Consider the following 25,530-nt stretch of genomic DNA (forward strand, 5'->3'; position numbering starts at 1 on the left):
ATCAATCATCCTATGATTCGATCATCGAGCGCAAGGAGTGCCTGTGTCACCTGAGATCCTAACCGGCGTGCTGCCGGTCGCCCCCACGATATTCAAGGCCGACGAGACCGTGGATGAGATCGGTCAGCGGCGGGTGATGGACTTTCTCGTGGACTCGGGAGTCGCCGCGATCTGCGTCCTCGCGAACTATTCCGAGCAGTTCTCTCTTGACGACGGCGAGCGCACGAGTGTGATGCGCACCAGTATCGAAGCAGTCCGAGGGCGAGTGCCTGTCGTCGTGACGACCAGTCACTTCAGCGCACGCATCGCCGCTGAGCGCAGCCGGGAGGCCCGCGACGCCGGCGCCGACATGGTCATGCTCATGCCGCCGTTCTTCGGGACCACGTTGCGCTGTGGGGACGACGACGTGGTCGAGTACTTCAAGCGAGTCACCGACGGCCTCGACATCGATGTCATGATCCAGGACGCACCGATGAGCGCAACACCGCTTTCGGTCGACCTCCTGAGTCGACTTGCACGTGAGATCCCCACGGTCCGATACGCGAAGATCGAGGTCGCGCGCGCCGCGCAGAAGATCCGCGACGTCGCCGCGTCCGCCGGCGCTGATCTGCCTGGCCTGTTCGACGGCGAGGAGTCGGTCACTCTAATCCCCGACCTTGATGCGGGAGCAGTCGGCACGATGTGCAGCGCCCTGCTGCCGGATCTCCTCGTCCCCGCGGTCCGATCCTTCCTCGCAGGCGATCGTGACGACGCTGTGTCCCGTTGGGAGCGGGCACTGCCCCTCATCCAGTTCGAGAACCGTCAATGCGGTCTGCGTGCTGCGAAGATCGCGTTGGCCGAGGGCGGCGTGATCGGATCGGATGCCTGCAGAGCCCCTCTGGAGGGCGTCTCGGAGGAAACCCGACGGGGCCTGCTGGAGATGCTCCGTCGTGTGCGGCCGCTCGTGCTCGACTGGGCGAGCTAGATGTGCGCGCGAGGCCTGCGGGCTCGATCCGACGGAGCACCGCGATGACATCGGAAGTCGTGCAGATCACCGATGTCGTCTGCGTCCATGGCGAGGGGCCGGTGTGGTCGCCGACGTGGGATTCGCTGCGAGTGCTCGACATGCTGGAGGGCACGATCGTCTCCATCGATGGCGATGGCACAGCGTCGCGTCACAAGGTCGGAGACGTGGTTGCGCTCACGCGCCCGCGCGCGCCCGGCGGGTGGGTGTGCGTGACCGATCGAGGATTGCTCGCGGCAAGCGAGGATCGCCTCGACGCCGACCTCACGCTGGTCTCCGAACTCTGGAGCGACCCCGCAGTGAGACCGAACGAGGGAGGTTGCGCCCCCGATGGGGGACTGCTCATCGGGTCCACGTCATGGGATGGCATCGACGGCCTCGGAGAACTCCTCCGAGTGGATCCCGACGGCTCCGTCCGCCGCATCCTGACTGGCCTCGGCGTCTCCAACGGACTGGGTTGGACAGCCGACGGACGTTTCGCGTACTACATCGACTCCGGGACGCGAGTGATCGAACGATTTCGATGGTCTCCCGAAACAAGCCTCACCGACCGGACGACGTGGGCGGCCCTCACGGGCCCCGGCGCCGGCGACGGCCTGGCCGTGGACTCGGAGGGCGGCGTCTGGGTCGCGATGTACGGAGGTGGCGCCCTCCACCACTACACATCCGAAGGAGTTCTCGATGAGGTGGTCGATCTGCCGGTCAGCCAGCCGACATCGTTGACCTTCGCCGGGCCTGATCTGAACCGGCTGGTCGTGACCACCTCGAGCTACGCGCTGGAACGACCCGAGTCGGGTGCCGGTGCCGTCTTCGAGGTCCGCAATCACAACACGCGCGGCCTGCCCGTCCAACCGTTCACCGGCTGATGTCCGCTGGAGGCAAGATGCTGTATTCAACCGACCCTCGTTCGGGTAGACGAACCGCCGTCGACATCGAACCGACATCCGATGACGAGGTGGCTGCCACGCTGGAACGTGCGACCGCCGCGGCGCACGTCTTGCGCTCCGAACCACGCGCGTGGCGTTCCCATCTGCTCCGATCGCTCGCTGATGCTCTCACCCGACGTGGCGAGGAACTCGTCTCCGCGGCCCTCGCCGAGACGGGACTCACCCGTTCGCGCCTCGAAGGCGAAGTCGCACGCGCTGCCGGCCAGTTCCGCCTGTTCGCGGACGTCGTCGATGAAGGAAGCTACCTCGAAGCGGCCATCGATCATGCGGTGGAGAGCCCCTCGGGTCGGGCTCCGGAGATCAGGCGGATGCTCGTACCGCTGGGACCCGTCGCCGTGTTCGGATCCAGCAACTTTCCCTTCGCGTTCTCCGTGGCCGGCGGAGACACGGCCTCTGCGCTGGCGGCCGGGAATCCGGTGATCCTCAAAGCCCACAGCTCGCACATCGAAGTGTCGCGGCTCTCGTTCGAGATACTCGACGCCGCCGCAAGGTCGGCGGGCGCCCCTCCCGGCACCCTGGAGATCGTCTACGGCCAGGAGGCGGGGCGCGCACTGGTCGCCCACCCCGCCGTCCGCGCCGTGGGGTTCACCGGATCTCAGTCGACCGCCGAGGCGCTGCTCGAGGTGATTCGCGGTCGGGCCGAGCCGATTCCGTTCTACGGCGAGTTGAGCAGCTTGAACCCGCTCATCGTGAGCGCGCAGGCGGCGGTCGCGAGATCCACGCAGATCGCTGAGGGGCTGATCCAGTCGGTGCTCGGCTCCAGCGGTCAGCTGTGCACCAAGCCAGGGCTGCTCTTCGTTCCGGGGGCGGCGACGGAGCTCGTCGATGCGCTCGTGGCGGCCGTATCTCGCGAAGGCTCGCACGTCCTTCTCAATGACCGCATCGCCACGTCTTACCGGGAGATCTCCGGGCGCCTCGTCGATGCCGGCGCGGAGACTGCTGCACGCGGGAGCGGGCCCGAGACCGAGTTCTCCGTGAACCCGGCCCTGCTCGTCATTCCGGCGCACGATTTCACGAGCGAGGTCGCGGAGGAGGTGTTCGGACCGCTCGCGGTCATCGTCCGATATCGCGATGTCTCCGAGATTCCCCCGGCGCTGGATGCCGTACCTGGTTCCTTGACCGCGACCATCCACTCCGAGCCCCAAGAGCAGGACTTCAGGGCCGCCGTCGTCGATGCCATTGAGGACCGCGTCGGGCGGATCGTCTTCAATGGATATCCGACAGGCGTTCGCGTGTCCTGGGCGCAGCACCACGGTGGCCCATGGCCTGCGACGAACACGCAGCACACCTCGGTCGGAGCCACGGCGATCAGGCGCTTCTTGCGACCCCTGGCCTGGCAGGACGCGCCCGAGGACGTCTTGCCGACGGAACTGCGCAACGATTCGGACGTCCCCCGCCGGATCGACGGAGCCCTCATTCTGGCCGGTGCGTCGACCGCACAAGGACGTTGACGTGGCGCGGCACATCTCGGGTATCCAGCACACGATTCGCGCCGCCGGCTATGAGGCCCGGATCGCCAGCGTGGGAGCGACTCTGCGCACACTCACTCTGAACGGCACCGACATCATCGCGCCGTTCGACGCAGACGAGCCCCGCCCTGCGATGCGCGGCGCGGCACTGATCCCGTGGCCGAACCGAATCGCCGACGGGCACTACGAGATCGAGGGCGTGGGCTACCAGCTCCCGCTCACCGAGCCGTTGCTCGGCAACGCGATCCATGGATTGGCGGCGTCGCTCGACTTCCGGTCGGTGAGCCATACGGCGAGCGAAGTCGTGCTGATCGGCACTGTCGAGCCTCAAACCGGATATCCGTGGCAACTCGACATCGGAGTCACATTCTCCCTCGGAGCAGACGGCTTGACGCAGGAGATCCGCGTCATCAACAACAGCAGCTCTTCCGCCCCGGTCGGAATCGGTGGGCATCCGTACGTGCTCGCCGGGCCGGACGAGGCGGGAGCGGTCGACGGGTGGACGCTGCACGTCCCCGCAGAAGCTGTTCTCCGGATCTCGGAGGATCGGCTGCTGCCACTCGCGATCGTGCCGACGAAGGACGAACCCGGCCTCGACTTCCGCTCACCTCGAAGTCTGACCGGCCTGGCGGTCAATCATGCCTTCACCGACCTGGGCCGGGACGAGGACGGGATCTCCCGTGTGAGCGTCGTAGGTGAAAGCGGGGGTGGCGTCGAAGTGAGCTGGGATACCCGGTGCCCCTGGGTGCAGGTGTACACCTCGGACGTCGCGGATGGCGCATCCTACCGACACGCCGTCGCCATCGAACCGATGACATGCCCGCCGGACGCCTTCAATTCGAAGCGCGATCTGCACATGGTCGCCCCGCACTCTTCGGTGGCGGCAGGCTGGTCCATCCGCGCCCTGCGGGAGAGGAGCTGACGGCAGCTTCCTCTCCGTTCGTCTCTTCCCTACCCCTTCGTGCCGCCGGCGAACATGCCCGCGACGAGCGACCGCTGTGCGAACAGGAACAGCACGAGCACGGGGATGACCGACATCAGGATGGCGAGCGCGAGCTCGGGTGTGTCGATGCCGAGGTTGGCGGTGCCACCCGGGTTGAACGTCGACGAGGATGACATCAGCTGACTCAGACCCACCTGGATGGGCTGCTGGCTGCTCGAGGGCATCACCAGATACGGCAGAAAGAAGTTCTGCCAGTTCGCGACGAAGCTGAAGAACGCGACGAGCGCAATGATCGGGCGGGCGAGGGGAAGCGCGATCCGGAAGAAGATCTGCACTTCGTTCGCCCCGTCGATCCGTGCCGCCTCCAGCATCGAGCGCTGCAGACTCGTCGAGAAGTAGATGTACGTCAGGTAGACGCCGAACGGGAAGAACGCGAACGGCAGGATCAGCGCCAGCGGCGTGCCGATGAGCTTCATCGCGTTCAGCTCGAGGAACAGCGGGATGACGAGCGTCGTCGCCGGCATGATCATGACGATGAGAGTCACGATGAGCAGCAGCTTGCGCCCGCGGAAGCGGGTGAGGGCGAGGCCGTACCCGGCGGGGATGCTGCAGACGAGCGACAGCGCGAGGCCTCCGAACGCATACAGTGCGGAGTTGCCGAACCACTGGTAGATGATCCCGCCCTGGAACGCGACCAGGTGGTTCCAGGCGTCGCCGACCGCCGCGAACGACCCGAAGGCGAGGGGGAAGAGGTGCTCCACCTGGTATTCGGACTTCGTCGGAGCGAGGAGGAGCCACACCATCGGGAGCACGAAGAACACACCGAAGACGATGAGGACCAGCCAGACCAGGATGGCGCCGGCGGGCTGGCGCCGTCCGTGCTGAGGGATTGCGGAGATCGTCCCGGACGCCCCGGGAGCCACCATGCTGCGTGTCTCGCTCATCAGTCTTCCGCCTCCACATCGAACAGCCCCGATCGGGTGACCAGGACGACCGCGACCACGAGGCCGACGATCAGCAGCAGCACGGAGAGGGCGGCGGCCGCGTTCGCGTTCGACATCGGGCCGAACGCGAACTGGTAGGCGAGCTGGTTGGGAGACCACGTGACGTCGACCACCTTGCTGGCGACGCCCAGCATCTGCGGCTCAACGAAGATCTGGGTGCCTGCCGCGAAAGCGAGGATCACCATGTAGACGATCCACTGGCGGATCATCGGGATCTGGATGTGCCAGGCCAGCTGCCACGTCGAGGCGCCGTCGATGCGGGCCGCCTCCATGACCTCGTCCGAGATGTTGTTCACCGCGCCATACATGATGATGATCCAGCCGCCGGCGCCGACCCAGAACGCCATCACCGTGAAGATGGCGGGGAGGTTCTGCGGCTGCACGATCTTCCCGAAGTCCGTCCAGCCCATCGCCTGCAGAAGCGGTGCTATCGGGCTCACCTGCGGCGAGAGCATGAACATCCACACGAGCGCGCTCGCCACGCCGGCCAGGGCGCCGGGCAGGTAGAAGAGAAATCGCCAGAAGACCGACATCCGGTCGTGGATGTGGTTGCGCAGCACGAGCGCGAGACCGACGGCGAACACGACGATGACGGTGAGCCAGAGAGCAATGTAGCTGGCCAGGTTCGCCATCGAACGCACGAATCGGAAGTCGGTGACGACTACGATGAACTGCCCGAGCCCGGTGAACTGCCACTGGTCGTTCGTGAACGCCAGCGCGAACGCATAGACCGTGGGGACGATGCCGAAGAGGATCAGCAGGATCGTGTACCCGGCGACGAACAGGTAGCCGGTCTTGTTGCTCCGCTCTCGCGGTGCTGCGGTGCGCTGCGCCTTGCTCCGCGGCGTCTTGTTCCGTTCGCGCGGCGCCGAGCGTTCCAACAGCTGCGTGTGGGTGCTCACCAGTGCGGGCCTCTCTCTCGGGTGATGGTGTGTCCGGGTGGCGGCGACGCCGCCACCCGGACACCAGGGGGTTCCTACTTCGTGACCGTGTAGCCCGCCGCCTTCGCGGTGTTGATCTGCTCGGTCTGCCAGGCGGGCATCAGCGACTCCACGCTCTTGCCTGCGTTGATTCCCGTCTCCACGACGTTCTTGAACGGGTCCTGGTCGAGGAAGGTGGTGTTGGCCCAGCCCTTCCAGACCTGATTGGCCGCCTTCTGGAACGGCTCCGCGATGGGGGTCGCGAAGTAGTTGATGTTGTCCGGGTTGGTCAGCCACGCCTGCGCTGCGGCCGTGTTCGCGGGGTAGGTCGGCGCCGTCTTCTGGAAGCCGGTGTCACTCGTGACCCATGTGACGAGGTCGGTCGCATTCTTCAGGTTCTGGCTGTGCGACGAGACCATCCAGATGCCGCCGCCGACGTTGCCGTTCGACGCGGTCGAGTCGCCCGCCCACTGCGGCTGGTCGGCGATGCCGATCTGGCCTGCCGGGATCTTGTAGGTCGCATCGAAGAGGTACTTGCCGAACCACGACGGGCCGACGGCCATGACCATCTTCGACCCGTCCAGGCCCTTCTCGAAGTAGCTCTGCTTGCCCATCGCGCCGGAGTCGAGGAGGGCGTCGATCATCTTCGCCGTCTTCGTGCACTGCGCCGACGTCATGTCGATCTTGATCGTGTTCGGATCGCCGGTACGCTCCTGCACCGCGCAGCGGCTGGCCCAGAAGTACACGTCGAGCATGTTGGCGTCGCCGAACTCGCCCACGAGATAGCCGGGGTGCTCCTTGGCGATCTTCTCACCGAGCGACTGGAAGTCCTCCCATGTCGTCGGCAGGGTGTAGCCCCACTGGTCGAGCATCGTCTTGTTGTACCAGAGCACCGTCTGGGCGATGTCGTTTCGCAGGCAGTAGACGTTCCCGTTCGCCTCGCACGGCGCGAGTGAACCCTGTGCCCAGCCGGCAAGTGTCGACTTCGGGATGAGGCCCTGATTGAGCGGTGCAGCGTACGGCTGCGCCCCGCCACCGCTCGATTTCAACGCCCACGCCGAGTCGGACGTGGCCGGGGAGAAGACGACATCCGGCCAGCCGGATCCCGACTTGTCGTACAGAGACATCTTCGTCTGCAGGCCCAGGCCATCGAACGTCTCGATGTTGATCTTCACCTCGGGATGCGTTTTCTGGTAGGCCTCGACCGCCGCCTGCCGCGTGGGGTCGACGAGCACGTTGATCGCCGCCGAGTCGTCCTGCTTGACCGGGGTGAATGCGCTCGCGCTGTTCGACTGGGTGGGGGTCGCGCTCGCGCAGCCGGCGAGCAGGGCGAGAGCCGCGATCGCCGCGGCCGCGCCCGCAGCCGTCCGGAGACGGCGCTTCTGTAGGATGTGATTCACTGTGATTGCCCTTTCTTGGTGATCGCGAGGACTGCGTCTATGCAACCCGGGCGAAGTGGCGGACGGCCTCGGGATAGTCGAGGCCCGGGGGAAGTGCGATTCCGGGTTCGGTGGGGGCATGCAGCAGCCCGTTCTCATCCACGACGGCCTCCCGTGTGACCGTGCTGCAGTGCACCAGCGACTCGTAGTAGGTGGTGTTCGAGATGGCCATGCAGAGGTGCTCGGCGTGGATGCCTCCGCCGTGCACCTCGGCGCGGATGCGGAACGCATCCGCCAGATGTGCAGTGCGCATGGCCCCCGTCATCCCGCCGCGCAGCCCGGCGCTCGTGCGGACCCCGAACGTCGCCGCCCCTGCCGCGATGAAGTCGGCGCTGTTCATGTACGCCCCGTCGGACGTCTCCGCCGAGAGCAGCGGCACATCGACCGCACGGGCGAGCTCGCGGTAGGCACTCACACTGAACTCGCGCATCGGCTCTTCGTACCAGCGATAGTTCGCATCGGAGAGCGCCCGCCCGAGATAGATCGCGTCGGGCAGATCGAAGCCCGCCGATCCGTCGTACATGAGGTCCATCTCGTCGCCGACGTGTTCCCGCAGGGCGAGGCACAGAGCCGCATCCCGCTTCGCGTCGCCCCACGCGTGGAGCTTGATCGCGGGATACCCCAACTCAATGCACTGTGAAGCGACGTCCAGGAACTCCTCGGTCGTGCCGAAGGTGACGGTCGAGGCGTATGCGGGGAGGGACTCGCGCATGCCTCCCATCAGTTTGTAGGCGGGGAGGCCAGCGGCCCGGCCGGCAAGATCCCACAGAGCGACATCGAAGAGGCCGAAAACGGGCAGCGGGAACTCGTGCAGACGATCGAGCTCCCACATCCGGTCATAGTGCCATTCGCGCATGAGCGGGTCCTTGCCGAGGTACTCAGGCCGGTACACGTGCTCGACGAGGGACTCGACCATCGCGACCGCGCTCATCCGGGAGAAGAACGCAGCCCCTTCGGCGCCCTCATCCGTCCCGATCCGCAGAACCACACCCTCCGCGGGACCGTACTCCGCGCTGCCGGGCAAACCCGCCCGCCACCGGAACGGCGGCTCGACGGGAGGCACCCGCACAGGGTACGTCTCGATGTGGGTGATCTTCATTGAGCACTTCCTCGCTGTCATCATCGAACTGACGCAGACGTTACACGTTTGATGTTTGACGTTCAACCTTTTCTTTTCGATCCGATCGCGCCAGACTCAGGACATGACGATGACGAGCGGCTCGACATCTGCGAGCGCAGACCGCCCGGTGCGGAGAAGGCAGCGGCTCAGTACGCCGATCGCGGATGAGCTGCTACGCCGCGTCGTCTCGGGGGCATACCCCGTTGGGACGCAACTGCCCCCCGAGCCTGTTCTTGTCGTGGAATTCGACGTCAGCCGAACTGTCATCCGCGAGGCAGTCAAGTCGCTCGAGGCCGCAGGCCTCGTGTCCATACGGCAGGGAGACGGCACCGTCGTCCGGGATCGGGGGCTCTGGAGCATCCTCGACCCTCGAGTCCTCCCTGTCGCACTCACCTACGACATCGGCTCTCGCCTTGCCGACGATGCGATCGCGCTGCGCGCAGAGCTTGATACGACGCTCATCACGGAGGCAGCGCCGAAGTTGACCGAAGGCGACTTCGCGACCATGGACGAGTGTCTCCATGTCATGGACGCCTCCTCCGAGCTCGCCGATCTGCAGCGTGCCGATCTTGCGTTCCATCGGGTCTATCGGGCGCGCTCGGGCAACGAACTGAAGTCGAGCATCGTGATGCTCCTCATGGAGGAGATGCCGCCGAACGAGCGTCTGGTGCGAGAGCCGCGTGCGATGTACGACGCCGCCAACCTCGACCATTGGGACATCTACAACGCCCTGCGCGACGGACGCGTCGAGGACGCCGTCGTCGCGCTCGACCGGCACATCCGCGACCTGTGGACCTGGCGGCACGACACGCCGTGACGCAAATGGACGAGCCGATAGACATCCGATCTTTTGTGATCGATCCGTTAGGCTCGACCCATGGCGGTGACCGACGAGGCGATTGAACGCATCAAGGAGATGATCATCTCGGGCGAGTTGAGCCCGGGTGAGAGGCTTCCTCCCGAGAAGGACCTCAGCGAGCGTCTGGGCCTGTCGCGAAGCTCGTTGCGCGAGGCCGTCAAGGCGCTCGAGCTCATCCGCGTCCTGGACGTGCGCCGGGGCGACGGAACCTACGTGACAAGCCTCGAGCCGGCCCTCCTGCTGGAAGCGATGTCGTTCGTCGTCGACCTGCATACCGACCGGTCCGTCCTCGAGATCTTCGCGGTGCGCCGCATCCTCGAACCCGCTGCCGCGGCGCTCGCCGCGCACACGATGAACGACGAGGACATGACGATCCTCCAGGACATCGTCGATACGGCGAACGCGGACGGAACGATCGAGGAGCTCGTGCAGCACGATGTGCGGTTCCATCAGGCGATCGTCGAGGCGACCGGGAACGAGTACCTCAGTCGCCTGACGGAATCGATGTCCAGCGCGACCGTGCGCGCACGCATCTGGCGTGGGATCACCCAGCGCGGAGCCGCTGCTCGCACGATCTCCGAGCACGCCGCCATCCTGGGCGCCCTGACCCGCCACGATGCCGAGCTCGCGTCGGCCCTGATGCTCGCACACGTCGCGGGCATCGACGAGTGGCTGCGAGACGCATCGTGATCGACGCTCATGTCCACATGTGGGATCCGAGGCGCTTCGACTATCCGTGGCTGAGTCAGGCGCCGATTCTCGACCGGCCCTTCATCCCCTCGGATCTGGACGGCGAGGCATCCGGATACGGCGCGATCTTCGTGCAGGCCGACTGCGCAGGCACGCAGTCGCTCGACGAGGCGCGCTGGGTGGCCGACCTCGACTGGTCGGGCCTGCGCGGCATCGTCGCCGGCGCCGATCTGCGCTCGCCCGATCTGTCCGACCACCTCGACGCGCTCGCCACGGTGCCGGGCGTCGTTGGCGTGCGTCATCTGCTGCAGGGCGAGGACGAGAGCGACTGGGCCGACGACGACGCCCTCCGCGCGGGTCTTCGGGTGCTAGCCGCGCGCGGGCTGACTTTCGACGCGTGCGTGCATCGCGGGCAGCTCACGGCCCTCGCACCGCTTCTCGAGAGCGTGCCCGACGTGAAAGTCGTCATCGATCACCTGGGCAAGCCGGCAGTCGACGCCGGGATCGACGATGCGGCCGGCCGACAGTGGCTCGACTCGATGCGCCGGCTCGCGGAGCGCCCGCTGACTCATGTCAAGCTCTCCGGGCTCGCTCCGGAAGCGGCCGACCGCTCGACGCTGGACCACAACGGTGACGCGTTCGTGACCGCCGGCCTCGAGCTCTTCGGCGCCGAACGGGCGATGATCGGCAGCGATTGGCCCGTCAGCGCCCGCCTGGGGGCGGGCTTGCGCCCGGCGAAATGGCGCGACCGCGTGCTGCGCGTGGCCGCATCCGTCGGAGCCGATCGAGATGCCGTCGACACCGGCACCGCCGAGCGCTTCTACGGTCTCGCGCCGACGACATGAATTGCGTGCCTCAGCAGCTCAGGAGGCGATGAGCCATTCATCTCGGAGGGCCGTCCACAGACTGTCCGGCACGTCGACGCCCATCCGCTCGACGTTCTGACGAACCGCGTCGGGGTGCGAAGCACCCACCACGACCGTCGCGACCTCGGGTGCGAGGCTCGGGAAGTGCACCGCGGCTGTCGGCAGATCGACACCGAAGCTCTCGCACACGTCGGCGATCCGGCAGGCGCGGGAGACCAGCTCCGGCGGCGCGTCGGCGTAATCGTATTGCGCATCCTCGGAAGGACGCGGCCGGGAGAGCAGACCTGAGTTGTAGACCCCGGCAGCCACGATCTTCACGCCGTGCTGTGCGCACGCAGGCAGGAGCTCTTCAGCGGCGGACTGGTCCAGCAGCGTCCATCGGCCCGCGATCATGACGAGATCGATGTCGCCCTCGCGCACGGCGCGGCTGGCGACGGCGGCGTCGTTCACACCTACCCCGATCTGCGACACGAGGCCTTCGTCGCGAAGCGCCGCGAGCGCGGGAAGCCCCTCTCGCAGGCCTCGCTCGAGGTCGTACTCCTCCGGGTCGTGCAGGTAGAGGATGTCGATGCGGCCGATCCCCATCCGTTCGAGCGACGCTTCAACGCTGCGCCGGATGCCGTCGGGACTCGGGTCGAACTCTCGTACGGCGTCATCGGGGACGTCGAACCCGTTGAGGATGTCGCGCCCGCCGTTGTAGCGGGGGTTGGGCACGAGCAGCCGCCCCACTTTGGTGGAGACGATGTAGTCATCGCGCGGATGCTGGCGGAGGAATCCACCGAGCCGTCGCTCGGAGAGACCGAGCCCGTAATGCGGGGCCGTGTCGAAGTAGCGGATGCCGGCATCCCACGCCGTCTGAAGGCCGGCGGTCGCCTCGTCGTCACTGACGACGCGGCGCAGGTTCCCGAGCTGAGCGGCACCGAAGCCGAGCGGGCCGAACCCAGGGGTCATTGCATGGTCTCCTTCTCTTCGGTCTCGAACGCGCCACGCCATGTGTGCCGTTCGATGGACGCCCTGCGCATCTCGGTTCCCGCGCCGGGCGCCGACGGTGCGACGTAGCGCGCATCACGGAGCTCGACGGGCGCCTCGAAGTGCTCATGCAGGTGGTCGACGTATTCGATCATCCGCCCGGTCATGCTGCCGGACACGGCGACGAAGTCGAACATTGACAGGTGCTGGACCGCCTCGCACAGACCGACGCCGCCCGCGTGCGGACAGACGGGCACGCCGAATTTCGCGGCCAGGAGCAGGTTGGCGATGTTCTCGTTCACCCCGCCGACGCGGGCTGCGTCGATCTGCATCACACCCATCGCTTCCGCCTGCAGAAGCTGCTTGAAGACGATGCGATTCTGCACGTGCTCGCCGGTCGCCACGGGGATGGGCGCGATCGCGCACGCGATCGCGGCGTGGCCGAGGATGTCGTCGGGGCTCGTGGGCTCCTCGACCCACGCGGGCCGGAACGGGGCCAGCGCCGCGATCCACTCGATGGCGGTTGCGACGTCCCACCGCTGGTTGGCGTCGATCGCAATCGGGTAGTCGTCGCCGACGACCTCGCGTGCGACGCGCATCCGTCTCAGGTCGTCGGCGAGGTTCCCGCCGACCTTCAGCTTGATCTGGGGAAAGCCCTGGTCGACGGCCTCGCGGCAGAGCCGCGCGAGCTTCTCATCCGAGTAGCCGAGCCAGCCGGGGCTCGTCGTGTAGGCCGGGTACCCCGCCGTGCGCAGTTGTTCGATGCGCGCCTCCCTGCCCGGTTCGGCCGCTTCCAGGATCTCAAGGGCCTCGACGGGGGTGAGTGCATCACTGAGGTAGCGGAAGTCGACGAGCGAGACGATCGCCGCGGGCGACAGTCGCGACAGGTGCAACCACAGCGGCTCGCCCGCGCGCTTCGCACGCAGATCCCACAACGCGTTGACGACCGCACCGATCGCCATGTGCATGACGCCCTTCTCCGGTCCGAGCCAGCGCAGCTGGGAGTCGTCGGTGAGCGACCGGGCCGTGGCGCCCATGTCGGAGAAGAGTGCCTCCAGGTCGCGTCCCAGGAGGAGCGGCCACAGTGCCTCGATCGCCGCCACCGCCACCTCATTGCCCCGACCGATCGTGAACACGAAGGCGTGGCCCTCGAGGCCGTCGGGCGCATCGGTGCGGATGACCACGTACGCCGCCGAGTAGTCGGGGTCGGGGTTCATGGCGTCCGAGCCGTCCAGACTCAGTGAGGTGGGAAACCGGATGTCGATGGTGTCGACGGCGGTGATGACAGACATGGATTCCTTTCCGATGTAACGATAAACATCAGATGTATTGGTTGTCAATCACGGGCATGGTGTGTCAGAATCGGGCCAGCGCCGAGCCGGCGCATCTTAGAGTTCCGATCTTTTGGAGTATCGTGCGCTTCGCTCGACTTGGCCCCCGCGGCGCGGAGATCCCCGCCGTCGTCGTAGGCGATGACGTCTACGACCTCCGTCCGCTCACGTCCGACATCGACGGCGCCTTTCTCGCCTCGGGCGGTGTCGAGCGGGTCCGCGGCGCTCTCGCCGCGGGCTCCCTGGCACTGCTCCCGGGTGCCGCAGACCTCCGCGTCGGCGCCCCGATCGCACGCCCCTCCGCGGTCTATTGCATCGGCATGAACTACGCGGCCCACGCCGCTGAGTCCGGCTCCGCTCCCCCGGAGCACATGGTGATGTTCATGAAGTCGCCGAACACGGTCGTCGGCCCCGACGACTGCGTCGCGATCCCTGCCGGGAGCGTCAAGACGGACTGGGAGGTGGAGCTCGGCATCGTCGTCGGCGTCCCGACCTCATACCTTGGGTCTCCCGCAGAGTCTCGAGAACGCATCGCCGGTTTCGTCGTCGTCGACGACCTGTCCGAGCGCGACTGGCAACTCGGCCTCTCCGGCGGGCAATGGTCCAAGGGCAAGTCCGGTCCTGGATTCTGCCCGACCGGCCCCTGGCTCGTGACCCCCGACGAGTTCGACGCCCACGATGTCCGCCTGCGCAGCTGGGTGAACGGTGAGCCGCGCCAGGATTCCCGGACCGCCGACCTGATCTTCGGCATCGATCACATCGTGTGGGAGCTCAGCCAGTACCTGGCCCTCGAGCCCGGCGATCTGATCCTCACCGGCACCCCTGAGGGAGTCGCCCTGTCCGGCCGCTTCCCCTACCTGGCACCGGGAGACATCGTCGAACTCGAGATCGACGGCCTCGGACGGCAACGACAGGTGATGATCGCCGGGCCCACCGCCTCCTCCCTTTCGGCCGCACTCTCCGAAGGAGCCGCAGAATGACCGCAAGCATGACCGACCTCGTGGCGATCGTCACTGGCGGTGCATCGGGACTCGGCGCCGCCATCGCTCGCCGCCTCCGCGAGGAGGGAGCACGCGTCGCCGTCTTCGACGTGAATCCGGACATTGCGCCGGATGCCGACCTCGCTGTGCGCGTGGACGTCACGGACGACACCTCGGTCCGCGCCGGTGTCGAACGGGTCGCAGAGGAGTTCGGTCGCATCGACATCGTGGTCAACAACGCCGGCATCGGCGCACAGGGCGACGTCGCGACGAACCCGGATGCCGAGTGGCATCGCGTCTTCGACATCAACGTCGTCGGCATGGCGCGCGTCTCCCGCGCCGCGCTCCCGCACCTACGCCGCTCGCCCGCCGCCGCGATCTGCAACACGTCATCGATCGCCGCAACGGCCGGTATCCCGCAGCGGGCACTGTACAGCGCGACGAAGGGCGCCGTGCTCTCGCTCACCCTCGCGATGGCCGCCGATCACCTGTCGGAGGGCATCCGCGTCAACGCCGTGAATCCCGGCACCGCGGACACGCCGTGGATCAATCGGCTGTTGTCATCTGCGCCGTCGCCGCAGGCCGAACGCATAGCGCTCGAGGCTCGCCAGCCGCACGGACGCCTCGTCTCCGCGGACGAGGTCGCGGACGCTGTGACCTACCTCGTGAGCCCCCGCGCGGGCTCGACGACGGGCACGAGCATCGCCGTCGACGGCGGGATGCAAGGACTGCGTCTCCGCCGCTGAGCCCCCGTCCTCCCCTAGCCGCGAAAGGAACGCCATGCGCGTCGCTCTGCACTCCATACTCCGGGAGGGCCACGAGGTCGCCTATGAGGAGGACCACGCCGCGATCCCCGACGATCTGGTGGCCGCTTTCGCTCGGCTCGACATCCACGACTGGACGATCTGGCGCAGTGGGCGCCACCTGTTCCATCTGGTCGACTGCGACGACTTCACCGCCGCGATTGTCGCGCTCGGAACCGATCCTGCGAACGAGGACTGGCAGCGTGTCATCGGCCGGCACGTCGAACGCTTCGTCGATCCGCCCGAGGGCGTCGGGATGCCTCAGGTCTGGAGCCTGACACGGCAACGGGCCTAGCGCGGGCCCGGGGATCATGCTCCGGGCCTATGGCCCCATTCGCGCGCGGCGTTTGAATGTTCGCCGCGCATGCTGCTTTTCTGGCTCCCGCAAGGCGTGCGTGGCGATCTTCCAGCCTGTGGTGTGCGAGACGGATCCTGGGCAGGTGCGAGCCCGCGCCGTTCCGTCAGCGATCGCTCGAGCGGTGGCCGTGGTCGACCGTCGGACGGTGCCGCGTCAGCCGGTCACGCGATCCTGTGATCGCAGGTCCAGAACGAGCGCGTCCGGGGCACTTTCGAGGGCGACCTCCAGTTCACCCGCGACAGGATCCCACGACCACGAATTGCCGTCGTTCTCGAGGACGGAGGTAATCGTGGGCATGCACCCCGCAAGATGGGAGATCCTCAGTCGCTGCCTCGATTGATCTCCACCCCGCCGGAAGACCGCCACTCTCGTGAAGTCTTCATGGATCAGGCCGCCCGCGATCCAGTCTGCCTCGAACTCGGGAAGACCGATAGGCCAGAACGGACGCGAATCGATGACTCCCCGCCGGACGTTCTTGTAGGCGGCGATCGCCTCGGCCACCATCTGAAGCTGCCCGGGTTCAAGCCGATCGATGGCGCCGGACAGATGGAACCGGCCGAGCTGGGCGCATGCCAGCGCGAAGCGCATCCGCCCATTGTCATCATCGACGTCAGGGAAGCACCACATTGCCAGTTGCTCGGGTGGCACCGACATGAGGCCTGAGATCGAGATGGGGACGACCGCCTGGTTCTCCCATTGGTCGGTGCTCTGCTGCAGCTGGAAGTGCTTCACAGTCTCCGGATCGGTGCGCATGCCACCGGAGGCGCAGTTTTCGAGTACGACATGCGGGTGTCGCTCGCGGATTCGATCAATCCACTGCAGGTAGGCCCGGGCATGTTCGAGTCGGCCCTGTCCGGCGCTCCGGTTCGCAGAGTCATTACCGTGGGCCGCTGCGACGTTGTAGTCGAACTTGAAATAGCCCGCCCCCATCGACACGAGGCGATCGATGGTGCGGTCGAGGTGACCGATGGCCGCGGGGTGCGTGAAGTCGAGGTGATATCGGCCGAGCTCCTCGACGCGATACCCGTTCCGCTGGAAGAATGCCTCTTCCGGGAGCTGGTTCGCGAGTGGGCTGCGAACGCCGATGACCTCTGGCTCGACCCACAGTCCGGGCACCATCCCAAGGGCGCGAATACGTGCCAGCGTGGCGCTCAGGCCGTTGGGGAATCGCTGCTGAGACGGCTGCCATTCGCCGACGCTGTCCCACCAACCCTCTGCATCATCGTCGTACCAGCCCGCATCGATGCAGAAGACATCGACGCCGAGCTCATGCGCTCGATGGATGTACGGCTCGAGGCGCTCTTCCGAAGGGTCGCCGTTCAGCGCCTTGAGGTAGTCATTGAATACGACGGGGGCAGTCTCGAAGACCTCGCGAGTCGTGCGCGACGCTCGCCGGTGCGTCGTCAGCTGCCCGATCGCATCCTGCCACCCTCCGGCTGCGAATGCCATGGACGCCGAAACCGCCCGGAAGGACTCACCCGGTTCGAGTCGCATCGACCACTGTCCGAAGACATCGTTCGGCCCTTCCATCCCGATGTAGACGCCGCCACCCGGAATGTCGCCCAATTCGTATCGCCAGGAGCTCGGCGCCTCGACATCCCATGCAATCGACGGCCCGCCGTCGACTTCAGCGACACCGGTCGGCACGTGATGACCCGTGGAGAGGTTGCCTTCCGACGAGACATGGAAGGCATTGTTGAGCCACTTGTCGTCGCGCCACTTCTCGAAGACCCCGGGCGGCAGCAGCGGAAGGAGGCCCGGCCGAAGTCGGTCGGTTCGCCACCGATACTCGGCACCCCACCTACTATCCGCCGACATCACCGTCACTGCTCGTGAATCGACGGCGAGACCGACGACGAGAGATGACACCCCGAGAAGGGAGACCGCGTCGGTCCCCTCATTCGTGACGGTGACGGACGCCCGAAAGGCGGCTGCCTCGCCAGGCATGCAGAGTGTCAACGTCGCGCCGACCTTCCGCTCTTCGTCGCCGACCTCGAGCACGAGGCAGGGCGAGTCCGACGCAGGAGTCGTGTGGCCTCGATACACCAGAGATCTGCCGATCGCGGAGTCCACGACCCTTCCCGCCGGATTCGTCGGTCCGTGGGTGACCGTCCTGACCTCGATCAGCGGTGTTCGCGCGCCGTGCGTCACGCGCACACCGCCCGTCGAATCGCGGACGCTGATCGTCTCGAGCGTGACGATGCCGTCGTCGAGGATGCGGAATCTCAATTGCAGACTGTCGTTCCCCCAGGTGAACCCGTTGGTCTCATCGGCGACGATCATCGAACAGCTCCTCGATTGATGCCCACGCGTGTCTGAGGGTGACCGGATAGGCGGTGAACCACTAGTGGCGGTGACGGAAGGAAAGCCCGCTGGTGTCGCCCAAGTGGCATCGCCTGGCTCCTTTGCTCGACGCCGCGCGCAGATCCCACCGGACCCCGCATACATCCTACGATAGCATCATTCGATGATTGGGCAATCGGCGGAAACGTCGGGTGGGTCGCTGAATCTGTAGCGACGCTCGAGCTCGGCGAAGGACTCGAGGTCAGCTCGCCTGACGGTCGCGACCGAATCGGCGACCGAACAGGAGCGCGCCGAAGCCGGCGATCGTCAGGGCGAGTCCGGACAGCAGTCCCGGCAACATGTCCGAGAACGGTGAGGGATGGAGAGGCAGCGCAGCATGATCACCTTCCCTCTTCGGCCCGGTCGTCACCATCAGCATCCACGCAGACGGGCGTGTGCAGTTCCGCGCGCGTTCATCGTGTGTTGCGTCGCCACCGACGGATGGTCAGCAGAAGGAGACCGGTCGCAAGCAGCAGACCGCCGACGATGGCAGGCATTCTGGCGTCGGCTCCCGTGACCGCGAGGATGGAGGGCGGGATGACGATTCCGATGACGGTCGCCTCACAGTCCGGATCGGTTGAGCCTGCCGCGCAGTTCCCATCCGTCGTCGTCACCACGGCATTCCGCAGCGTCTGACCCATGCTGACGGACTGGTCGACGGTGACGGAATAGGTGACCGTCGCAGTGGCTCCCACCGCGAGCGGGCCGGACCACGAGAGCTTCGGCGCCTGGTACGCGAGCGTTCCCGTGGTCGCTTTGGCGTCGCTGTTGTAGGTTGCGCCCGTGACGACCTTGCCGAGGTCATCGGTGAACGCGGCAGGGTCCGCCGCCGTGTACGCGGCGTGGCCGGTGTTGGTGACAGTGATCGTGTACGTCACCTTCTGACCCGCGGCCGCAAGGGTGGTGTCGGCCTTCTTCGCCACAAGCAGCGAGTAGACGTCAAGAGTCACGGAACACGCGGCGTCCGTCGAGCCTGCGGGGCAGTTCCCGCCGATGCCGGGCGGGGTGACCACTGGATTGATGAGATGGAGGTCGCCACCGTCGGGATTCGCTACGGTCACGGTGTAGGTGATCGTGACAGTCGCGCCGACGTCGAGAGGGCCCGACCAGGTGAGCACGGGCTTGCGGTAGGAGACGGAGCCCGCCGTGGCGGTCGCGTCGGCGTTGTACGCCGCGTCGTCCAGCACCTTGCTGAGGTCGTCGATGAACGACGCCGGTTGTTGCGCGGAGTAGGGCACCTGACCGGTGTTGTGGACTGCAATCGTGTAGGACACCGTCTCGCCCGGGTGGACCGGGCCGCTCGGGGATGCCGTCTTGACGACGTGGAACGACTGCACGTCACGCACCACAGGCGCGCAGGGTCCCGCGGAGCCATCCGCGCAGTATCCGCCTGGTGTCTTCGGGGTCGCCGCGTTGCTCAGGATTCCGTCCCCGGTGTCCGGATCGAGCACGGTGACGGAGTAGGTGACGGTCGCTGTCGATCCCGCGGCCAACGCGCCCGTCCAGGACAGCGTCGGACTCTGATAGGCCAGGGCGCCCGCCGACGCGGCGGCGTCGCCGTTGTATGTCGCATCGTCCTCGACGGCGGCGAGGTCGTCGGTGAATCCCGCAGGGTTCGCGACCGTGAAGTCACCATTGCTGGGGTTGTGAACCGTAATGGTGTAGCTGATGGTGTCGCCGGGGTGTACGACGTTAGTGGCCGAGGACGTCTTGGTGACGGTGTACCGGGCGATCTGACGCACCACGGGTGCGCACGGGCCTGGCGTGTGGTTCCAGCACCGCCCGCCTTCGCTGTTCGGGACGGCGGCGTTCGTCAATGTGCCGTCGCCCGTCGGCGGATCGTTGACCTTGACGGTGTACGTGATCGTGACCCTTTCGCCCAGCCCGAGTGCACCCGACCAGGACAGCACCGGCGCGGTGTACGACACCATGCCCGACGATGCGGCCGCGTCGCCCTGATAGGTCGCATCATCGATCACGCCGCTGAGGTCATCAGACAGCATCGCCGGGTCGGTCGCCGTATACGCGACGCCGCCGGTGTTCGTGACCGTGATCGTGTAGGGGACGGTCTGACCGGGGTAGACGGAGCCCGCCGACGGAGAACTCTTCGCCACCGTGTATGCCCGCACCGGCACCTCATTGCGACACGCGGGATCCGTGTTCCCCGGGACGCAACTGCCGCCCGATTCCGGCGGATTCATGACGACGTTCGTCAACATGTGGTCGCCGGTGTCCGGGGCCTGCACCGTCACGGTGTACGTGATGGTCACGACGGCGCCCACTGCCAACGGTCCCGACCAGGTCAATGCGGGACGGGTGTAAGCGACCGTCCCGGCCGAGGCCTGTGCGTCCGCGTTATAGGTCGCGTCGTCGAGCACGCCGGTCAGGTCATCAGTGAGAGATGCCGGCGACGCGGTCGTGTAGTCGACCTGTCCGGTGTTCGTGACCGTCAGGGTGTACGTGACCGCAGACCCCTCCTCCGTCACCGATGACGACGCGGTCTTGACGACGGCGAACGTCTTCGCGGGAACTTCGATATGACAGACGGGGTCCGTCGAACCCGTCGCGCAGTTTCCCCCGCTGTCTGTCGGAGTCTCCACGCGGTTCCTCAACTGCTTGTCCCCGTTGTCCGGTGTGTTCACGGTCACCGAATAATGCACTGTGACCGACGCGCCCACCGCCAGCGGCCCCGACCACGACAGCACGGGCGCCGCGTACGACACGGACCCTGCCGTCGCAGCCGCATCCGCGTTGTACGTCGCGTCATCCAGCACGCCGCTCAGGTCGTCGGTGAAGCTCGCCGGCGCCGACGCCGAGTAATCCACGCCACCGGTGTTCGTGACCGTGATCGTGTAGGGCACGGACTGCCCAGGCACGATCACCGTGGCCGTCGTCTGCTTCACAACCCGGAACGACTGGATCGGAACTGTCGCCACGCACGCAGGATCCGTCGAACCCGCCGCGCAGTTCGACGGGACGTCGACCGGGGTCACCACCCGGTTCACCATCGAATGCGGACCCGAATCCGGATCGTTCACGGTGACCGTGTACGTCACCGTCGCTGAGGCCCCTGCCGCCAACGGCCCGGACCATGAGATCACGCGGGTGGACGCGTCATACGATGCTGTGCCCGCGCTCGCGGCCACGCTGCCCGCGTTGTACGAGGAGTCCCGCAACGACGAGGTGATGTCATCGCTGAATGACGCCGGGCTGCCCGCGGCGTATGCCGACGTGCCCGTATTCGTGACTGTGATCGTGTACGTCACCGTGTTCCCGGGTCTTGCCGGGTTCGGGGAGGCGGACTTCTGCAGATGCAGCAGACACGCCGCAGGCGCGTTCTTGACCGTGAACCGCACCGTTCCCGTGCTGTTGCCGGCGGGGCCATCCGACACGTTCCCGGCCGTGGTCACCGCCGTCGCTGTGTTCGACACCGACGACGACGTCAGACACGGAACCGCCGCGACCTTCGTCTCATAGCACACCTGCAGTGGATCACCCGACCACGTGATCTTCACCTGCGCCGACGACATCGCCGACGGGTTCTTCGCTCCCACGATGGTCACATGCGCCGTCAACGAGGCCGTCGGACCCGTCGTCGGAATGGACGAGATGTCGATCGACTGCGGGCCCGACGGCGGGAACGACACGTCCACCCACCCCGGAACGTTCGCCCCGTTCGCGTCCGTCAACGTCAATCGCGCACTGCTGAAGTCTGACGCCGACAGCCCCACCAACGACACGGCCGACCACGACGACACGTGCCCCGACCGCCCGTCGCAATAGAACGTCGACGGCGCCACACTCACGTTCACCGCCGTTACGGCGTTGCAGCCGCCGCCCCCGGAGAGGTTGAAGATCTTGATCTGGCCGGCGTCGCCGTCCGCGACGCCGCAGCCCTCGAGATCGCCCGTCAATGGGCGAACCGTGTAGTTCGACGTGTTGGTGGGCCCGGTGAAGCCGGCGCACTTCGGCACCGCTCCCGATCCCGACCACAGCGCGAAGTCCCAGCACGTGATGACATCGTTCCGCGGCGAGGCGTAGAACTTCGTCCCCACGATCGCCCCGTCACCGAACCCGACCGTAGAGGGCGGATATCCGATGCCCGAAATGCCTGAATAGGGGTTGCTGGCCAGCGCGGTCCCGTCTGGCGCGTAGCAGGCGCCCTTGCCCAGGTCGCAAGCCGCACGCAGAGCCCCGGTTGCCCGATCCAACACCGGAGCGATCGTGTTCGCATACCCAGCGTTGCCGTTCGGGGCACCCTCGTTGATCGGGTATGCGCTCCCGCACACCGCGTGTGCGGAGACGTCGTAGCAGGTGAGGTACAGCGTCGTGCCGGAGACGAATGTCGTGTACACGTATCGACCCGACGTGAGCATGGACGCGTTGCTGTTGTTGGAAAACAGCCCGCCCGACACGCCGACCTTGCCGCAGGACCCGGTGCTTGCGCTGAAGCACAGCATGTTCCCGTTGCTGTCGAAGAAGTAGAAGTTCCCGTCCGACGCCGCGACGCCGTTCGTCGACAGGGGAGCGGACCCGGAGAAACCCGATACGGTGTCGAGCTCCGTGTACCCGCAGCTCGTCGCCCGCACGGTCGTGAGGTCCAGGCACATCACACCGATCGAGTACTTGCCGGACACCGCCGTCGTGAGCGCCGCACCCCAATACAACTTCCCCGCGACGATGAAGGAACCGTTTTGGAGCGCCGTCCACGTCCCGTTCGCCCCGGTGCCGATAGGAGTTCCCGCAACAGGACTCACATAGCTGGCATATGTGTTCGCCGGCCAGTTCGGGCACGTCGTGTTCGTGAGCGTCGAACAGAACACCTGCGTGTTCGAATTGTTGTGGTGATAGACCGTGTAGACATTCGTTCCGTAGTTCTCGACCGAATAGCCGTCACCTCCCGGCGTCGTGAAGTCGATCGACACGGGCGTGGACGTCGGGATGCTTCCCGCGGTCGAACCGGACAGAACGGTCCCGGATGCGGAAAGCGTGTTCGCGGAGACGTTCCCGGTCAGGTTCGGCGGCAGCTGCAACGAGTTCGCCACATAGGACTGCCCGGCGGTGATCGGATCCTTGATCGAGACCGCGGCATCCGCCCCCGTGGTGTTCTGATAGCTCAGCACCCACTTGATCGTGTCGCCCGGCGCCGCAGCTCCGGGCGAGTCGACTGTCGCTGTCGACGGCGTCGTCTGGTCGATACCCACCTTCGTGAACTCCGACACCGGTGTCGACTCGGCGGCCGCCGGCACGCTATCGGCCGCGACGAGACCGAGTGTGCCGAGCACCAGCAGGAGGGCGGTGCCACTGGCAAGTACTCCCCCACGCCGTTCGAACCGCCACCCGAAGGTTGCGGCTCTGCGGCCTCTGTCGATGTCGCGCCTCGAGAACCTGGTTCGCTGCACCTGAAGATCCCCCATCGAGTCACATCGACCGGGCTATGAAGAAGATAGCCACGAACAATGAGCCGCCCACTCTGCGCGGTCAGACTATCTATACCCAGGAGACGAGACAATCACGCACTTCGCATGATTTTCGCCATCCAGTCAGGAGCCAACGGCGGGCAGTGCGCCGCGTCTTGGCACCGGCTTTCGGCGCCTACGACAGATCCGAGGCCACACGTGTACCCAGAGCGGCATCATGATTGTGCGCCGCGCACGCTCTCCTTGGTTGCACAGTGTCGGAACAACTGGACGCTGCGGCCCAGAGTTCGGTGGTGATGTCTGTGGCCGTCTTGTACGTCGTCGACTGCGCCGTGGTGTCGGCCTGTGCACCACCCGTCCCCGCGATCACCCGTGAAGCGATGAGAGTCACGCCCAGTAGCGCGACGATGCCCCTAGGAATCCCCGCGCGCACACGACGCGTACTGCCCGTTGGTGCCTCCCCCGTGCGACATCCGAACCAGCTGGAGCCGAACCTCCACTGCCTGGCGACCCTCCGAAGGATAGCGACCAATCGGCCGGAGCTTTCCGAGCAGACAGCGCGGGTTCGATTCCCGTCAGCCCCTCCACTTCCTCCAGCTCAGGCGGCACGCGCCGCGAGGCGCAGATGGTTGCCGAGACCGGCGACCAGCAACCCGAGGGCGACACCCGACATCCACCCTGCGGGACCCAGGATGCCGGCTGCGCCGGCCAGCGCGTGGACGAAGGCGACCACGATCCCGATCCCGATGAGGTGTCGCGGGACCAGGGTGCGATCTCGCACGGCCTCGGCCACCGCGTCAGGCTCAGGATGCGGGGCGAGTGCGAACACAGGATGCTCCGCCACGGCGGCCGCGAACTGCGCCGCGTCGGGCCGGGTCGGCAGGCCGAGCGTCCGCCGGAGGACCAGACCGCCCCATGGGCGGGCGAGCCGCGGCGCGACGATCTCGGCGAGCACGGCGGCGCCGTCCGCCGCATCCAGTTCCCGCGCGGAGAACGCGAACTGGTCGCGCCCGCGCGACAGTCGTCCTTCGCCCGCCGCCCGGAGGTTTCGAACCCACTGCGCGTTCGCCGTGTGAGTGGCGACGAGCCAGAAGGCGCCGTCGCGGCCGGTGAACACGTCCACCGGCGTGCTCCGCGGGAGGCCGGACGATCGCCCGCGCACCGTGAGCAGACGGACGGGGCCGAGACGCACGCCGAAGCCCACGAGTGCCGCGACTGAGCGGCTCACGAAGGCGAGGACGCCGTGCGCGTGACCGCCGTGCGGTCCGGTGTGCGCCGGCACCTGACCACCGGACGCCGTCGTGCCGAACGAATGCCCGCCGTGCACGGCGAGGCCACGCCGGCGATGGATGACGATCGCGGTGACGAGCGCGGCCAGCGCAACGTGCGCGGCGACGACGAGGACGACGAGCCCGGAGACATCCATCAGCGGTCCTTCCGATCGACGGGTTCGAGCATGGCGGCGATGACCGCGAGCTCTCGGGCGCGCGGCGGCGCCGCGAAGCCGACGAGGTGCCGCTGGAACGCGTCGTCGTGGCAGAGGCTGCCGACGAGCGCGCAGACAGCGGGAAGGTCGGCGTCGCTGCGCACGCGCCCGAGCCGCGCCTCGGCGGCGAGGTAGCGTTCGAGTCCGGCGATCGGGTTCGCGAGGCGCGGGGATGCGGCGACCCGCCGCCGCAGTTCCTGGAGCAGATCGGCATCGGCGAACGCCGCGGCCACAAGCGGCAGCAACTCGTCGAGCACGCGCCCCGCCCGCTGGGCGAAGACGTCGAGGTTGCCGCGCACGGTCCCCGTGCCCGCGAGGTCGGCGAAATCCGCGATCGGCTCGGCCGTCCGTTCGCTGCGCCGCACGATCGCGGAGGCCACGACGTCGAGACGCCCGGCGAAGTAGTTGTACATCGTGCCGGCGGCGAGGCCGGACTCGGCCGAGATCGCACGGGTCGACGCGCCCGCCAGCCCGTCGCGCTCGACGACGCGCAGCGCCGCATCCAGGATGTGGTCGCGCACGGCATCGCGATCGCCGTGCGTGGCCGCGGCCACCGCCGACGGCAGCGGGCGGCTCATCG

Annotated in this window: 20 protein-coding genes; 10 read left to right on the plus strand and 10 right to left on the minus strand. The window is 66.8% G+C overall.

Features of this window, described 5'->3' with window-relative positions:
- Positions 1–43: 43 nt before the first annotated feature.
- From QSV35_RS00455 to QSV35_RS00470, 4 genes are read left to right on the plus strand one after another with little or no spacing between them, the layout of a single operon-like run.
- The gene (locus tag QSV35_RS00455) at positions 44–964 is read left to right on the plus strand and encodes a dihydrodipicolinate synthase family protein (RefSeq protein ID WP_286285573.1); all 921 of its coding nucleotides are present in this window, start codon (positions 44–46) and stop codon (positions 962–964) included.
- Between the two features lie 44 nt (positions 965–1,008).
- Positions 1,009–1,869 (plus strand): SMP-30/gluconolactonase/LRE family protein, encoded by an 861-nt coding sequence (locus QSV35_RS00460; RefSeq protein WP_286285575.1) that lies wholly within the window; start codon positions 1,009–1,011, stop codon positions 1,867–1,869.
- Positions 1,870–1,886: 17 nt separating this feature from the next.
- Complete coding sequence (locus tag QSV35_RS00465; RefSeq protein ID WP_286285577.1) at positions 1,887–3,401, plus strand: aldehyde dehydrogenase (NADP(+)); 1,515 nt, start codon at positions 1,887–1,889, stop codon at positions 3,399–3,401.
- A gap of 1 nt (position 3,402) precedes the next feature.
- Complete coding sequence (locus QSV35_RS00470; protein ID WP_286285579.1) at positions 3,403–4,341, plus strand: aldose 1-epimerase family protein; 939 nt, start codon at positions 3,403–3,405, stop codon at positions 4,339–4,341.
- A gap of 29 nt (positions 4,342–4,370) precedes the next feature.
- Here QSV35_RS00470 and QSV35_RS00475 read toward each other — a convergent pair whose 3' ends face one another.
- From QSV35_RS00475 to QSV35_RS00490, 4 genes are all read right to left on the minus strand, one after another.
- A complete protein-coding gene (locus QSV35_RS00475; protein ID WP_286285580.1) occupies positions 4,371–5,306 on the minus strand; it encodes a carbohydrate ABC transporter permease in 936 nt (311 codons plus the stop codon).
- Positions 5,306–6,268, minus strand: coding sequence for a carbohydrate ABC transporter permease (locus QSV35_RS00480; protein WP_286285582.1), 963 nt, complete (start codon positions 6,266–6,268; stop codon positions 5,306–5,308). The genes QSV35_RS00475 and QSV35_RS00480 overlap by 1 nt, the downstream gene beginning before the upstream one ends.
- A 74-nt stretch (positions 6,269–6,342) precedes the next feature.
- Entirely contained in the window at positions 6,343–7,686 is a 1,344-nt protein-coding gene (locus QSV35_RS00485; protein ID WP_286285584.1) for an ABC transporter substrate-binding protein, read from the minus strand.
- A 37-nt stretch (positions 7,687–7,723) separates the two neighbouring features.
- Positions 7,724–8,824, minus strand: a complete 1,101-nt coding sequence (locus QSV35_RS00490; RefSeq protein WP_286285586.1) for an enolase C-terminal domain-like protein — start codon at positions 8,822–8,824, stop codon at positions 7,724–7,726.
- Between the two features lie 109 nt (positions 8,825–8,933).
- On the opposite strand from QSV35_RS00490, the gene QSV35_RS00495 reads away from it, so the two are divergent.
- Genes QSV35_RS00495 through QSV35_RS00505 form a run of 3 tightly spaced genes read left to right on the plus strand, consistent with a single transcriptional unit; the run spans position 8,934 to position 11,239 of the window.
- Positions 8,934–9,662 carry a FadR/GntR family transcriptional regulator gene (locus QSV35_RS00495; protein WP_286287795.1) on the plus strand — a complete coding sequence of 243 codons (729 nt, stop codon included), beginning with the start codon at positions 8,934–8,936 and terminating at the stop codon, positions 9,660–9,662.
- A gap of 60 nt (positions 9,663–9,722) precedes the next feature.
- Positions 9,723–10,394 carry a FadR/GntR family transcriptional regulator gene (locus QSV35_RS00500; protein ID WP_286285588.1) on the plus strand — a complete coding sequence of 224 codons (672 nt, stop codon included), beginning with the start codon at positions 9,723–9,725 and terminating at the stop codon, positions 10,392–10,394.
- A complete protein-coding gene (locus QSV35_RS00505) occupies positions 10,391–11,239 on the plus strand; it encodes an amidohydrolase family protein (RefSeq protein WP_286285590.1) in 849 nt (282 codons plus the stop codon). The genes QSV35_RS00500 and QSV35_RS00505 overlap by 4 nt, the downstream gene beginning before the upstream one ends.
- A gap of 18 nt (positions 11,240–11,257) precedes the next feature.
- On the opposite strand, the gene QSV35_RS00510 is transcribed toward QSV35_RS00505, so the two are convergent.
- A complete protein-coding gene (locus tag QSV35_RS00510; protein ID WP_286285593.1) occupies positions 11,258–12,211 on the minus strand; it encodes an aldo/keto reductase in 954 nt (317 codons plus the stop codon).
- The gene (locus QSV35_RS00515; protein ID WP_286285595.1) at positions 12,208–13,521 is read right to left on the minus strand and encodes an enolase C-terminal domain-like protein; all 1,314 of its coding nucleotides are present in this window, start codon (positions 13,519–13,521) and stop codon (positions 12,208–12,210) included. Before QSV35_RS00515 ends, QSV35_RS00510 begins: the two co-directional genes overlap by 4 nt.
- 122 nt (positions 13,522–13,643) lie before the next feature.
- On the opposite strand from QSV35_RS00515, the gene QSV35_RS00520 reads away from it, so the two are divergent.
- Genes QSV35_RS00520 through QSV35_RS00530 form a run of 3 tightly spaced genes read left to right on the plus strand, consistent with a single transcriptional unit; the run spans position 13,644 to position 15,638 of the window.
- On the plus strand, positions 13,644–14,540 hold the full coding sequence (locus tag QSV35_RS00520) for a fumarylacetoacetate hydrolase family protein (RefSeq protein WP_286285597.1): 897 nt from the start codon (positions 13,644–13,646) through the stop codon (positions 14,538–14,540).
- Positions 14,537–15,286 (plus strand): SDR family NAD(P)-dependent oxidoreductase, encoded by a 750-nt coding sequence (locus QSV35_RS00525; protein ID WP_286285599.1) that lies wholly within the window; start codon positions 14,537–14,539, stop codon positions 15,284–15,286. Before QSV35_RS00520 ends, QSV35_RS00525 begins: the two co-directional genes overlap by 4 nt.
- Before the next feature lie 34 nt (positions 15,287–15,320).
- The gene (locus QSV35_RS00530; protein WP_286285601.1) at positions 15,321–15,638 is read left to right on the plus strand and encodes an L-rhamnose mutarotase; all 318 of its coding nucleotides are present in this window, start codon (positions 15,321–15,323) and stop codon (positions 15,636–15,638) included.
- A 216-nt stretch (positions 15,639–15,854) separates the two neighbouring features.
- On the opposite strand, the gene QSV35_RS00535 is transcribed toward QSV35_RS00530, so the two are convergent.
- From QSV35_RS00535 to QSV35_RS00550, 4 genes are all read right to left on the minus strand, one after another.
- Positions 15,855–17,984 (minus strand): glycoside hydrolase family 36 protein, encoded by a 2,130-nt coding sequence (locus QSV35_RS00535; protein WP_286285602.1) that lies wholly within the window; start codon positions 17,982–17,984, stop codon positions 15,855–15,857.
- A gap of 473 nt (positions 17,985–18,457) precedes the next feature.
- Entirely contained in the window at positions 18,458–23,329 is a 4,872-nt protein-coding gene (locus tag QSV35_RS00540) for a DUF7927 domain-containing protein (RefSeq protein ID WP_286285604.1), read from the minus strand.
- 733 nt (positions 23,330–24,062) lie between these two features.
- Positions 24,063–24,890: a nitroreductase family deazaflavin-dependent oxidoreductase gene (locus QSV35_RS00545; protein WP_286285606.1), complete on the minus strand. Its 828-nt coding sequence runs from the start codon at positions 24,888–24,890 to the stop codon at positions 24,063–24,065.
- Positions 24,890–25,528, minus strand: coding sequence for a TetR family transcriptional regulator (locus tag QSV35_RS00550; RefSeq protein WP_286285608.1), 639 nt, complete (start codon positions 25,526–25,528; stop codon positions 24,890–24,892). Before QSV35_RS00550 ends, QSV35_RS00545 begins: the two co-directional genes overlap by 1 nt.
- Between the last annotated feature and the right edge of the window lie 2 nt (positions 25,529–25,530).

This window comes from Microbacterium candidum, from assembly GCF_030315975.1.
Classification (GTDB): Bacteria; Actinomycetota; Actinomycetes; order Actinomycetales; family Microbacteriaceae; genus Microbacterium; species Microbacterium candidum.

Excerpts from the sequence above, each read along its gene's own strand:
- QSV35_RS00465 (WP_286285577.1), top strand. The coding sequence starts at position 1,887 with ATGCTGTATTCAACCGACCCTCGTTCGGGTAGACGAACCGCCGTCGAC.
- QSV35_RS00530 (WP_286285601.1), top strand. The coding sequence starts at position 15,321 with ATGCGCGTCGCTCTGCACTCCATACTCCGGGAGGGCCACGAGGTCGCC.
- QSV35_RS00500 (WP_286285588.1), top strand. The coding sequence starts at position 9,723 with ATGGCGGTGACCGACGAGGCGATTGAACGCATCAAGGAGATGATCATC.
- QSV35_RS00510 (WP_286285593.1), bottom strand. The coding sequence starts at position 12,211 with ATGACCCCTGGGTTCGGCCCGCTCGGCTTCGGTGCCGCTCAGCTCGGG.
- QSV35_RS00490 (WP_286285586.1), bottom strand. The coding sequence starts at position 8,824 with ATGAAGATCACCCACATCGAGACGTACCCTGTGCGGGTGCCTCCCGTC.
- QSV35_RS00475 (WP_286285580.1), bottom strand. The coding sequence starts at position 5,306 with ATGAGCGAGACACGCAGCATGGTGGCTCCCGGGGCGTCCGGGACGATC.
- QSV35_RS00460 (WP_286285575.1), top strand. The coding sequence starts at position 1,009 with ATGACATCGGAAGTCGTGCAGATCACCGATGTCGTCTGCGTCCATGGC.
- QSV35_RS00525 (WP_286285599.1), top strand. The coding sequence starts at position 14,537 with ATGACCGCAAGCATGACCGACCTCGTGGCGATCGTCACTGGCGGTGCA.
- QSV35_RS00495 (WP_286287795.1), top strand. The coding sequence starts at position 8,934 with ATGACGAGCGGCTCGACATCTGCGAGCGCAGACCGCCCGGTGCGGAGA.
- QSV35_RS00545 (WP_286285606.1), bottom strand. The coding sequence starts at position 24,890 with ATGGATGTCTCCGGGCTCGTCGTCCTCGTCGTCGCCGCGCACGTTGCG.
- QSV35_RS00515 (WP_286285595.1), bottom strand. The coding sequence starts at position 13,521 with ATGTCTGTCATCACCGCCGTCGACACCATCGACATCCGGTTTCCCACC.
- QSV35_RS00535 (WP_286285602.1), bottom strand. The coding sequence starts at position 17,984 with ATGATCGTCGCCGATGAGACCAACGGGTTCACCTGGGGGAACGACAGT.
- QSV35_RS00550 (WP_286285608.1), bottom strand. The coding sequence starts at position 25,528 with ATGAGCCGCCCGCTGCCGTCGGCGGTGGCCGCGGCCACGCACGGCGAT.